The organism is Pseudoalteromonas sp. MMG022 (assembly GCF_021654245.1).
In the GTDB taxonomy this organism is placed as follows: Bacteria; Pseudomonadota; Gammaproteobacteria; order Enterobacterales; family Alteromonadaceae; genus Pseudoalteromonas; species Pseudoalteromonas amylolytica.
On the sequence record NZ_JAKFZQ010000033.1, the window covers coordinates 17761 to 30751 of the forward strand.

A 12991-nucleotide genomic window follows, 5' to 3' on the forward strand; every position below is an offset into this window, starting at 1 on the left:
CAAATGAGGAGATATTTCAGTCACCATGATTGATAACGATTTTTGTATCCGTGAAGTGGATGTCTATAGAGATCCTGAACTGTCTCTATCCATAGACAAAGAAACTGGCGAAGAAACCTTAAAGCTTGCTGCTCGTGAAAACCAAGAAGAGATAGCCGTCCATGTATTGGTTGATCCTGATGGTTCACTTGTCAAACCCGTATGCCTATATCTCTTCTGGAAGAAAGATGAAGAGCAGGCTAAAAGCACTGCAACGGATGCAAAAGCGCTGCTTCTATATTTTAGGTTTCTCCATCAGAACAACTTAAACTACTGGCAGTTTCCCCATTCAAAAAGCCGCAAACAAACATTTAGGTTCGCAGATTTCCTCGTCAGCGCTATCCAGTCGGACGATATTGCAATATCCACTGCTAAGACGTACTTAAGAGTCATTGTAAACTTTTACAAGTTTCTTGGGCGGAACAATCTCATCGAGTTTTCAGAAAAGAACAAGCCGTTTGATTTTGAAATCGTGTCTCTGCGTCAGTCGGGGATGCTGGCTCATTCCCAGCGAGTGATTAGTGTACAGACGACTAATTTAATGAAAAAGCTTCCCAGGGAGCAAAAGAAACATGTAACCCGGACACTATCGCCCTTCACTCAAGAGCACCTTAAGGTATTTTTAGAGCACATCAAAGAAATCCCTGAAGATAAGGCCCTAATCTTTGAAGTTGCATTGGTTACAGGGATGCGATTGCAAGAGGTCCTTACTATACCTGAGTCAGCCATTTTTAATCCAGATAGCTCATATGCTATTCCTGTCTCTATTGGTCCGAAAAATGGGGTGAAAACAAAGTTTAGTAAACAGCGTTACGTCGAATTCCCGGCATCACTGATGTTTAAACTCTACCAGTACTTATGGTCACCCTATCGACAAAAATATGCCGCGAAAGACAAGAATGACGAGCGGAAGCTGTTTATTAGCCGCCAAGGGAAGCCGTTTAATTCCAATACGATAGAAAAATCATTTTCAGACATACGAAAGGTTATTTCTGGGCAGTACAGAGATTTTAACTACGCCTTTCATGACTTGAGATCAACTTATGCAACCTATACCCTTCATAAGCTTTGGGAAGAAAAAGGTAGCTTGCGGGCAGCCGCTTCTATACTTCAAGAACTGATGGGTCATAACAGTTTTACTTCAACTTTTAAGTATGTCGAGTTCATCGAATCCAATGCCTTGATGCTGGAGCATGCGGATCATATGAGTGACATTTTCCAGTTGTTCGGTGGATCCGATGGCGAAAAGTAGTTTAAGCGGTTCACGCTTAAGGCGACCAGAAGATAGTGTGGTTACAACCTTTCCTACCTGGAGCTATGAATTACTAATCGACAATTTCGTCACATCAGTTGATCTCCAAGGGCTGGCGCATTATTTATGTGATCCGACAAAGGAAAAACAGGATAGACAACAGCAAGTCACTAGATATGCCTATGCTTTTAAGCAGGAACTAGATCGTCAAACTGCCCATGCGACACTGTACAACAGTTTTCTAAAGTTCAAACAATATCTGGTATGGTGCGACCAAAATAGCTTATACCCTTTCTCTGAAACCACTTGGAGGCAATATCACCGCCATCTATGGGAACTTGTTTTACTTGGCAACTCTTCCGCTCCTATATGGCAGATGTTAGAAGGGCAAGATACGGGATTAAAGGAGCGATCGGCAGGTTATATATTTTCTGCAACTGAGCAAGCCTTAACATGGTGTGGTGAAAATGCTTTTCAGTGGGGGAAACAATTACGACGGTTTCGCTCTGGAAAGCCTAAGTCCTATGAAGCCTATTCAGAGCGGGAACTGCCAATAATCCTGAACCGATTATCTTCTTACTTTTTTCAGTTGGCTATTCCACTGTTAAGTGAATCGCCTCCCAGGGTGATATCGGTTGAAATAAAACAGGCGTTTTTTGATGTTCCAGTAAAGGCCCAGAATAAAAAGGGGCGAGCCAAGGACGCGATGATGAATGTAGATACCGCATTTAACCAGGCTATGGCGTGCGGGTATTACCTCCTCAGTTACTTTACCGCGTTTAATACAAGCCAGTTGTGGGATTTGTGCCACCCGGTTACTTGGATAGAAGATAAAAGTGTTGAATATTACAGGCTGACCGCACACAAACGAAGAGCAAACAAGGAAGTGCTGTCGCTCGTTGGTGGGGAGGTGCACAAGAAATCTTTACAGTTCATCGAAACACTATTGGCTCTATCCCTTAAATATTCGACTGGGACAAATGACAAATTGCTTTATTGGTTAGATAGAGATGGTGAGCAGCGAGCTTTAAACTCGACACTGCTCATTAATACTCAGCTATCCGGCCGCCTTCTGTTAATGTCAGATGGAGCATTCAAATCCATTCCATATCTAATGGGTATTCATGCTCACTTTATAGAGACAAGTTCACAAGGCTATATCGAATTTGATGAGGTGAAGCTGGTAAAAAGAACGGTTGTAAAAAACAAAAGAGTTATACGTCGATTTTGCAACAGACGAGTGACGACACTTAGCTTTGCTATATTGCATGCTATCATTGTTGCTCACCCGAAAAATAGCTCAGAAGGCGTGAATTTAAAGCACATAATTCTGCCGTTAAAAAAGAACTTAGAGGACGGGATCTTAAGAGTTGATTTTTACTACGAAAATGGAACTCAAGGTAGCTTCAGTATTGATATTAAATACGAAAACTTCTTAGAACGTTTGGCTGCGTATGCAGTAACTCGGCAGCGTAAAAACGTATCAAAGATACATTATCTGTTGCCTTTGGGCAGTGAAAAAGAGGCCAGCCAGTGGGAAGGTTTAGCGCCTAACTTGGGGCAATTAGGCGAATATGGGGTTAATGTCGGGCAGTTTTTTGTAAATTTGACGTCCAGCCGTTTTAGGGAAACCGCTGCAAAGCTTGCAAGGCGGAAGGCCAATAGAACAGAATTACACGTTTCACAGATATTAAATAATCAATACCGCACAGTGCTTAAGCATTACAGTGAAGGTAACTGCTACGATAATCAACAGATTATATCCCAAGGGCTGGCTGTAATTGAAAAGATGAGCACGGGAGCTTCTCTGGAACAATCGAAAGCCGAGTTAGCCTCTGAATTGGGTGTTCCAGTAATCAAGTTTGATGAGTTGATAGGCAGCAAGGCAAACGTGAATGGTGTTGGGGTCGCGTGTTTTCAGCAGAAGCAGCAGATTGAGAATAGTAAATCTGTCGGTAGCCAAACATGCTTCGATTATGAAAGTTGTATTAAATGCCAGCACGCAAAGCTGGTCAATGATGTCGAGCCGCTATATCGGCTGCTATCCTTTTTAGAATGCATGGAAGAGAGTTGGCTTTACTATCCAGAACGTTTTTCAAGAAACCTGGGTAAGACGGTCGAGCTTTATAAAAAGGTAATTTCTAGCACCATTTCTCCCGATATCGTCCAACAGGCCCAGTTGAGGCTTGATACAGAGGGTCGGCATATGCTCTGGGATAACCTGGAGCTATCTTCTCTTGGCGTAAAGGGGATTTAGAATGATTATTGGAAGTACACAATTAACAAGCACCAATACGATTGACGCATCTGTGGAACGATTGCGCTATTTAGCGCAACATGGGCTATGGGAAGACTTAGAACATGAGGCCGTATCCTTCGAACTAGACGGCACGTCTATTTCGTTATTTGACGATGATGTCTGGGACTTTGAGCCCCACAAGGTCGGGACGGAACTAACGCTGGTGAATTTTAGATTTCCAGATTGTGCAGTACCCATTCGGCTGATCCAGGAACTCAAATCAGTTGCACTTGCATATATATACCACTCCCGTGATGCCTATCGCATTAATTCGGTACGCTCCAAGATTGATTGTTTGAAAAAACTTGCTTATTCATTACACGAATCGGGTACACCCTCGTTTGAAGGCCTGACGATTGAAACGTTGAAGAGCCTTATAAAAACAGGTTCTTTTATTCCCCGAGAACTTGATATTGGCGTGATTAACAGCCTCAACGATTTAGCCGATTTTTTACCTTTCAATGTTAATTTATCGGAGCGCTTGACGCTAAAAAAGCTTAATGTAAAACAGCCAGTGAAAGAGCAGCACCCGGTAATACCTTTGAGAATTTACCTCGCAGCATTAAACGCTTTCACCGAAGAAATACAGTACTGGCACAAATATAAAGAACAGTTAGAGGAAGCTGTTCTAGCAGTTTTAAAATACGAAACATCTCAGGCCAGCAGGATGATCCAGAAGCTACGACACGGACAATGTGGTGTTGGCCAACTATTTAATAATTCGGATAAAAAGTACTTTAAATTCATTTCTGAGCTAAAAAAGCATGAGGTTCCATTAGTCGACTATGGAAAAAGCGAACTATGGGATGCCATATGGGAGAAAAGCAATCCACAACTTAGAACTGATTTCTATGAGCCATTCCCCGCTAAAATCATTGGGAATGTACGGTTTGGTTCTCATCATGAAGTGAAGGATTTTTGTAGGCTGCTTGATAGTAAATGTAGATATTTGGTTCTTTGCCTTAGCGGTATGCGAAGTAATGAATTACTACAAATCACCCCCGAGTTTGGCGCACAGACGATTGAACTGGATGGTATTCCCATCCATCTTTTTCATACCAAACAGCAGAAAATTACATTAGGTTATCAAGGGCAAAATGATGTGTATGTAACGACACACAACGGACACCTCGCGTATGACCTTCTGAACGTACTTAATAGACCGGTTCGTTCTTGGCTTGGTAATCAAGGAAGTAAAGTTTGGTTGTTAAATGGTTTCACACAGCTTAGGAAGCCTCGAAGTGTCCACCGTTCAGGAAATGTTCTTAGCTCTCTGAGGTGGTTGTTTTCAAATCAAGAGCATAACTTTTCTGTTGAATTGAATTCAGACGATATTGAAATACTCCGGCGTAGCGATCCTGAAAAAACATTCAACATTGGTGATAAATGGCACCTTACACCACATCAGCTCAGACGGTCTTTAGCATACTATCTGGTCGGGATGCAGTTGGCGGATTACCCTCAGCTTAAGCAACAGTTTAGCCATTACTCAATAGCCATGACTATGTATTATGCTCGAAATGCGAGTTCTTTCAGTAAGATGCATCATGATTTGGAAAAAGAGAGAGCCAGGCAGCAAGGTCAGCTATATTCAAACCTTACGCAAAAGGCTATGAGTGGTATCAAGCTGGGAGGCGGTCAAGGGAAAGTCATGTTTTCAGAAAGCCTTTCTGGAAGAGATATAACACCTAAATACTTCGAGAAAGAGATTAAGTCGGGTAGAAAGCACATTCACGCTTTGGCACCTGGCATGTACTGTATCAATCGTATGTGTAGTATGAGGATCGGTATCGAGCTATCCGAATGTTCGGATTGCGATTGGTCAATTGTTGAAAGCTCGGCCTATGCACAAACTGCCAGAGTTGAAAGCATCAAGATTCTAGAAACTTTGCAGATACAAAATGCTTTGTCACCGGATATTATCGCTTTCCATATGGTTCGTATTCAGGCCGCAGAAAAAATCATGGCCGACATGGGGTTGGACTTTGAACGATACCAGTTAAAGGGTAATGAGATATCTGGGCTTATTTCTTCAACGGTGTAACTTATGACCAAAACTCGAAATCCTGAAGTAACTAGGAAAAAATTGTTGGATGCTTTACAGCGTCTTGTTGAACAGAAGCCAGAGCGTCTCTCTGGTAAGTACAAAGTGAACGTAAAGTCAGTTCAGGAAGAAGCTGGTTTAAGCCTTGGTTCCGCTTATCGTTATCCTGACGTGATGGATGCGATTGAAGAGCAAAAGCTTGCTATTGCTAAACGTGATATCAGAAAACGTTCGGTTAAATCGGACTTAGAAAGGTTACGAGAAGAGAAAGCCAAAGAGAAAGCTTTGAAAGAGAAGTACCGTTCAGAGCTCGAAGAGGCTAATAAAAAGCTAGATAGGCTCTACGCCGAACAAACAATGCAGCAGATGGCGATGTTTAACCTCCTAGATATCGACGACAAAGCTCGTTTGCTACAGGATTCCAAACCCAAAGTTGTTAGAATTAAATAATTTATTTGCATACGGACACATTGGGCTTACTTGCCCATTGTATAATTTTCAAACGCCCCCATTAATGTATTGATAAAGATGCTGCTTCGCGATTTAAGGCGGCACTAGGACGAAAATAACAAGCAGGAATTTTAACTTTGGAAGCTATATCCATTGAAAATGAATTAAGAGATGTAGTCAGCAGAATTATTACTCAGGTTGACTTAGCCACAAAACAAGGCCGGCTAGACGTAAATTTGACATTGGAAGATGCGCTTATACCTATCCTCAAAGAGGTTTTCCAGCTGCCCCGATTAGTTAATTTGAATGCAAAACAGAAGAATTATCCTGGTATTGATCTTGGTGATGAACATGATCGTATTGCGATTCAAGTAACTTCGACAACTAATATTGAGAAAGTAAAAAAGTCCATAAAGGTATTTTTAGAACATGGGTTTGAGAGTAACTTTGATGAGTTGATTATTCTGGTTTTATCGCAGAAACAGAAATCATATTCACAGGATGCAATAGATAAGATAACCGATGGAAAAATTAGCTTTTCTGTCAAAACACATATTGTCGATTTGTCTGACATCCTAGCTAAAATAACATCGATGCGTTTACCAGCCCAACAACGTATGTTGCATGAGTTTAAACTAATCCTCGGTGATATTGACGGATATATGCAATTCACCAATGTCGATCAACCGGTTCAAAAATTGCTGACAACGAATTTGGCGCGTATCACGTTTCCTGATGAAGTGTTTGTTGCTGAAGTAGTTGTAGATTTTAAGGATGTATTGGCCAGAGCAAAAACTGAACTTGGATTTAAAAAGCGTAGACACAATAAAAAGACATTAATCAAATTGGCGATGGTTTTGAATGGCTCTGTTTTCGATGGCTGGGTCTTCCATGAAGGTAAAATTTTCAGCTTCATAAACCCGGAACATGATGAGCGTTTAAAAAGCCTGGTTGACCGGGGCACTATTGAGCCATTAGACGTGCGAGACCTAACCCAGTCAGAGTTTGTTGAATATACAAATGTATTCAAAGAGCTGATGAAAAACAGCCTAAAAGATGACTTGAGGGAACTGTCGATAAATTACCACAATATTGAGAACAGTTTTTATTTTCTACCTAAAGAAAAAGATGAAACGAGGAAAATTGATTGGGTTGGCAAGAAAAAGGCAACAAGGACTGTTTTTGAGAAAAAAATGCAAACAAAAGATCCCAGTAAGGTGCTCTATTTTAAACACTTAAGCTTCGGCATGTCCTTTTATAATATTGGGGACGATTGGTATTGCTTAATAGTTCCTAATTGGCTGTTTACTTACAACTTGCACAAAAAATCATACTCACATGATAAATTTCTGGCTAAGCAAAAAAGGCTAGATACATCTGGAACGGTAAGAAACCTAACGCGCTTCATTGTTTACTTCTTAGGTAATGAGCTGGCAAACGTGGGTTCTAATTTTTCAATATCACCGCTTGTACAGCTGGAATGTGAATACCCTGACTTTGATGCTGATGCTGATGCTGTAATGGGAGATAGTGATGAAAGTTAAAGTGTTATCTGAACCTTTGCTTGAGTTTGGCAAAGGAACTCACATTTGTCCCCGAAGTGGTATTGAACGGCTTGGGGTATATGACCAAAAAGATGAATTTAGGAAAACAGAGCTCCGATTAGGCATCGTAGGTAGAGGAGATGGCATAGATAAGCTTGATATATGGCTGGAAAAGTGTCGCTCGGGAATTTTGCCCAAAGAGTCAAGGCTGGCAAACCTTTTCAAGGGATTTGGTGGTATTACGGAATCATATGGTTTTCAAACAAAGTTACTATCTTCAACAGCCTATACCAGGACTTTACAAAAATCACTTCTTAACAAAATCAGTCACGCCAAGATCCGGGAGGATAGAGTAAATGAAGCTGTTGATCTGTACTATGACCAGATCAGGTTTTTGACCGAGAATAGGGCTATAGACGTAATAATTTGCGTGATTCCCAAGGATCTCTTTGAACAAGTTACTAAATTAACCGAAAAAAACTCTGAAGATAATGACCAACTAGACAGTTACATGGAGCATAATTTTAGGAGGTTATTAAAAGCCAAATCTATGCATCTTGGTGTGCCGCTCCAACTGGTCTTAGAAAATACAATTGATGATGATAAAGCAGCCAGAGACCAACAAGATGATGCCACTAAAGCATGGAACTTTTGCACAGCTCTTTATTATAAGGGTAACAGGACGGTACCTTGGAGGTTAGTAGAAGAGCGTTATAAGCCTCGCTCTTGTTATGTCGGTATCGGCTTTTATAAAAGTCGTGACGGAGAGACCATTTCAACTAGTCTCGCTCAGGTGTTCGATGAGTTTGGCCATGGCGTAATTCTCAGGGGGACTCCTGTAGCGTTGGACAAAGAAGATAAAAGACCTTTTATGTCGGAAGAGCAGGCATATGAGCTTTTAAATAATGCGCTTTCAGAGTATGACAAGGCTCTTATGCAGATGCCAGCCCGTGTCGTTATACATAAATCTAGTCAATTCCGGGCTAGTGAGATCGCTGGCTTTAATCGGGCTATTGAAGAAAAATCAATCCGGACGAAGGATTACGTTTCAATAACAGAGACTGATTTAAGGTTGTTTGGTGAAACCAACTATCCCCCAAAACGAGGAACGCTACTCACTATCAGTGAAAACGAAGGGCTTTTGTACACAAGAGGATTCGTGGATTTTTACAAAACGTATCCAGGAATGTATATACCAAGCCCGCTAAGAATTATAGCGAGCGAAAATGATTCATCTATTGAAGATTTATGCGAAGAGGTGTTGGGTCTTACTAAAATGAACTGGAATAACACTCAATTGGATGGGCGAACACCAATTACAATTGAGTGTGCTAAAAAAGTAGGGGAAATCATGAAATACGTTAATGAATACGAAAAGCCCCAAGTCAGCTACAGTTTTTATATGTAGGCTCGTTATTAAATTGTTAGCGTCAAAAAACTCATAATTCAGGAGAAGCAATCGTTTATGGTAGGCCCTAATTTACATATCGAGGAATTTCTAGAGTACTATTATTCATTTGAGCAAGAGCCTGGGTATGCCGTGCTTTTGAAAGGGAAATGGGGGACCGGTAAGACTTGGTTTATTAACCAAACTCTAAACTCATTCGCTCAGAAAGGTGGTAAATATCTATATGTAAGTCTCTATGGTATAACTTCTTTTGAAGAAATAGAAGATGAGTTTTTTAAGCAGCTACATCCGTTACTATCGTCAAAAAGTATGGCTTTGACAGGAAAGATAGCCAAAGGGTTGTTAAAGGCAACGTTGAAAATTGATTTAGACAGCGATGAAAAAGCTGATGGTAGTTTATCTGCACAAGCTCCAGATCTAAACTTGCCTGATTACCTAACTAATACATCTGGGTTTGTTGTCGTTTTTGATGACCTTGAAAGAGCTTCTATCAATCTCGAAAGCCTTCTTGGGTATATAAATCATTATGTTGAGCATCAAGGCTACAAGGTTATTATTGTTGCTAATGAAGAGGAAATATTAGCTCATCAAGAGAAACAAGATGATTTCAAGCTTGCATATAGAAGAATAAAGGAAAAACTGGTAGGGAAAACCTTCGAGATAAACCCAGATTTAGGTGGGGCTTTGGTTAATTTTATATCTGAAATTAAAGAGGATAGTGCTCAGGAACTATACAATAGAAATATAAATCTAATATCGGAGATCTATGAAAGCTCAAAATACCAAAATCTTAGACATTTGAAGCAAGCTCTTTGGGATTTTGAAAGGTTTTTATCATTTGTCAGCGCAGATGCATCTTCGAAAGATGGTTTGCTAGATCATTTATTGAAAATTTTTCTTATTTTGTCGTTCGAGATGAAAAGCGGAAGTATTCTTCCACAAGATATTTCAAACTTTAAGGCAGCATATCTTTCAGGTTTGCTTGATAGAGACTCAAAAAATAAAGAAGAAACCCCTTACCAAAGAGTGAGCAAGAAATATAAGAATATAAGCCTCAGTGATCTATTAATTGAAGAGTCAATTTGGATTGACTTCTTTGATAAAGGTTGCTGCTCTGAAGAGCTCGTTCAAGAATCGCTAGAAAAATCAGAGTACTACCGAACAGAGAATACACCTGATTGGGTTCGTTTGTGGCATTCAATGGATTTGAGTGATGATGAGTTCACCTCAGCTCTTGAGTCTGTGGAAAAAGATTTTTACGACATGAAGTATTCCAAGTTAGGCGTAATTAGACATGTTGCCGGTATTTTTCTTTGGCTCTCTAAAATAGATCTAATCAAGAAAACTAGGCGCGAGATTCTTGAATTCTCTTGTTCTTACATTGATTGGCTTAAGGAAAATAACAACCTTAATTTGGAAGTTTCAAATAGACCAAGATTTAGAGATTATGAATCATGGGGCGGTCTAGGTTTTCATGAAAAAGAATCTGGTGAATTTAAGGAATTAAATAAGTATATCGATAAATTAAGTGAACAGGCTGTAATTGAAGACTATCCAACAGCAGGGGAAGAGTTGATTCAATTGATTAGTTATGATCCCGATTTATTCTACCGGAAAGTAGTGCTTTGCAACGATTCAGATAATATTTACTATGAAATACCAATTTTTCAATACATAGATGCCTCAACTTTTGTTGAAGCGTTTGTAAGCGCCATTCCGAGCTCAAGAAATACAATTTGTTATGCATTTTCTGAAAGGTACAAATTCGATAATTTCAATGCTTCACTCATTCCTGAGTTAGACTGGCTTAGAGATATGATCAAACTGCTAGAAGAAAAAAGGCAGTTATTTAAAGGAAAGATTAGTGGCTATCAGTTGCAATCGTATATTAATACGTACTTTAGGCCTGCCATGGAGGAATTGGAGCAATTTAAGGCTAAAAATCAAAGTCAGCCGGACAGCTAACGCTGTCGCAGCTTTGGGAAGCCCTAAAGTCATAAGTCAGCTTGAATACGACTGTTAGGTTGGAATTTTTAACCAAATCTGCCGGATAAAGTTAAGGATTATTTACAAAAAACATGACTTAATTGAGTGTATTTTAACCATAACTATTTGCATTTTATGACTTAAAGTATGATAAGTAATTATTTTACGTAAGTTATTGTAATATTGTTTACTTTATAGTTAGTCATAAAGTTAGTAATATTTTTCACCAAGGTTAAGTTTCATCCCAAACAATAAAGTTTCATACTTGTTAGGCTTTCACTTACAGAGGTACGCACGAAGACACTCTGATATTGCACATTTGTTCTTTCTATCTGTAAAATTGAACTGATTAAAAAATGAAGGGATTCATCAAATGAAAGAAAAAAAGCAACGTGACCTTATTAAAATGGTTATTTTTATCTTCGTTTTTGTCGCGATTATCATTATTGTACTTTTTAATTTGCGTTTTGGGTTTAGCTTTAGTGCAGGGTTAGAAACGTGGGAGAAAACCGCTAGCTATTTCAATAATATTCTGTCTCCCTTTCTAGTAACAGCCACAATTATGTTGCTGTTTGTGACTTGGAAAGATAACAAAAATGAATTAAAGCAGATAAGGAAGCAGAATGAGATATTCCAGAAGCAGAATGAAAGACATCAAAAGCAAACGGAAAGCCATCAAAAGAGCCAAGACAATCAATCTCTCTATTTAGCGATCTCACCTCAAATAACCAAGGCTGTTGAAGATGTACGTAAAGGTAAATATTTCGCTTTAGTGTGTAATGTATTCAAACCTTTAGAAGCAGATTTTGCGTGTATTGAGATTCAGAGTGTTAATATTGAGAGAGCGAGTCAAGACTTAAAGGAATTATTAGAGTTTAGAGCTATGGATATTGTGACTAAAGAAAGTAGTTGCGTTGGTCTCAGTAGAGAATTAAAGGTGCCAAAGCACCCAAATGTTAACGAAGAATGTAAGATCTTCGATTGTGTTGCTAAATTGGCTTTAAAAGTAAAGCAGAAAGAAGAGGGTAGAAAATACAAACAATTACCTAAAATCCAAGCTGACCTAAACAAACATTTTAAGGCTAGTCTTTTATTTCAACTGAATAATAAAAAATATATTGAAAATTTGGTATGTGGTTATATGGCTAATAGTTCAGTAAGCTTTTTGGAATACTGTGAATTGAGATTCGGAAGCTGGGAATCGGAATTTAAATCGTCTAATTGCATTTCTGATCAGTCAAGCCCTTTCAGACCCGTGATGGAAAATATAGAGTATATAGCTTCTTTGATGAATATGCTTCCCGATGATTGTCGTGAGAAAACCATACTTTCTAAACATATCTATAAATCATTGGGACGCTATGTAATCTATGTTTTTTTAGAGCATACTTTTCAGCTTGCCTATGACAGTAACTTTCCGTTTAAAAATCATTTTGAAATTAGTTTTACTGAAATTTCTAAAATTTTGTTTTTAAATGAAAAAAAAGAGTTATATATGCACAGGTTATCAACAAACTGGAACTCAGGATTCACAGAAAAGCTGAAAGAACTATCAACTAAATCATAATTTTATCGTTAGTTGTAACTATGAGCTTAGATGGGGTATGCTGAAATTTCAATCAGTTATAGCGGTATATTATGTCTAGGAAGATTGGCCGTACTAAGGCGCAATATCGTAAGTGGATTAAAGAGGGGCGTGGTACAGGCGAGTATCAGGACTACAAGCCGTGGTTAACGGTTTATGATGCGCCATCCGATGGCCGTGTACACCGAGTCTTTGGTTATAAATCCAAACGAACCCATCATTTATTATCCGATCTTGAACTATCCATGTTCTATTTGCTCGAGTGGCGGCAAGATGTGCTGCAAGTCAAAGAGCAGTTTCCGCTTGAACGCGATATAACAATAGAGCTTGCTGAATCTGCTGGCATCAAACATCCAAATGTTCGAGGTATTGACCAATACTTAT

At 39.2% G+C, this 12991-nt stretch carries 8 protein-coding genes and 1 pseudogene; all 9 read left to right on the forward strand.

All coding sequences use genetic code 11. The features are described 5' to 3' along the window. The first annotated feature begins 25 nt into the window (after positions 1-25). The gene (locus L1070_RS19540; RefSeq protein WP_237126813.1) at positions 26-1291 is read left to right on the forward strand and encodes a site-specific integrase; all 1266 of its coding nucleotides are present in this window, start codon (positions 26-28) and stop codon (positions 1289-1291) included. Continuing rightward, on the forward strand, positions 1278-3548 hold the full coding sequence (locus tag L1070_RS19545) for a hypothetical protein (protein ID WP_237126814.1): 2271 nt from the start codon (positions 1278-1280) through the stop codon (positions 3546-3548). The genes L1070_RS19540 and L1070_RS19545 overlap by 14 nt, the downstream gene beginning before the upstream one ends. 1 nt (position 3549) lies before the next feature. After that, positions 3550-5634 carry a site-specific integrase gene (locus tag L1070_RS19550; protein ID WP_237126815.1) on the forward strand — a complete coding sequence of 695 codons (2085 nt, stop codon included), beginning with the start codon at positions 3550-3552 and terminating at the stop codon, positions 5632-5634. A gap of 3 nt (positions 5635-5637) precedes the next feature. Beyond that, positions 5638-6084 carry a hypothetical protein gene (locus L1070_RS19555; protein WP_237126816.1) on the forward strand — a complete coding sequence of 149 codons (447 nt, stop codon included), beginning with the start codon at positions 5638-5640 and terminating at the stop codon, positions 6082-6084. Between the two features lie 137 nt (positions 6085-6221). Then, positions 6222-7628 carry an SMEK domain-containing protein gene (locus L1070_RS19560; protein WP_237126817.1) on the forward strand — a complete coding sequence of 469 codons (1407 nt, stop codon included), beginning with the start codon at positions 6222-6224 and terminating at the stop codon, positions 7626-7628. Further along, positions 7618-9036, forward strand: a complete 1419-nt coding sequence (locus L1070_RS19565; protein WP_237126818.1) for a hypothetical protein — start codon at positions 7618-7620, stop codon at positions 9034-9036. The genes L1070_RS19560 and L1070_RS19565 overlap by 11 nt, the downstream gene beginning before the upstream one ends. Before the next feature lie 57 nt (positions 9037-9093). Further along, a complete protein-coding gene (locus L1070_RS19570) occupies positions 9094-11001 on the forward strand; it encodes a P-loop NTPase fold protein (protein ID WP_237126819.1) in 1908 nt (635 codons plus the stop codon). A 394-nt stretch (positions 11002-11395) separates the two neighbouring features. Then, positions 11396-12589 (forward strand): hypothetical protein, encoded by a 1194-nt coding sequence (locus tag L1070_RS19575; RefSeq protein ID WP_237126820.1) that lies wholly within the window; start codon positions 11396-11398, stop codon positions 12587-12589. A gap of 71 nt (positions 12590-12660) precedes the next feature. Further along, positions 12661-12991 (forward strand): annotated as a pseudogene (locus L1070_RS19580) (heteromeric transposase endonuclease subunit TnsA); the annotation flags it as partial.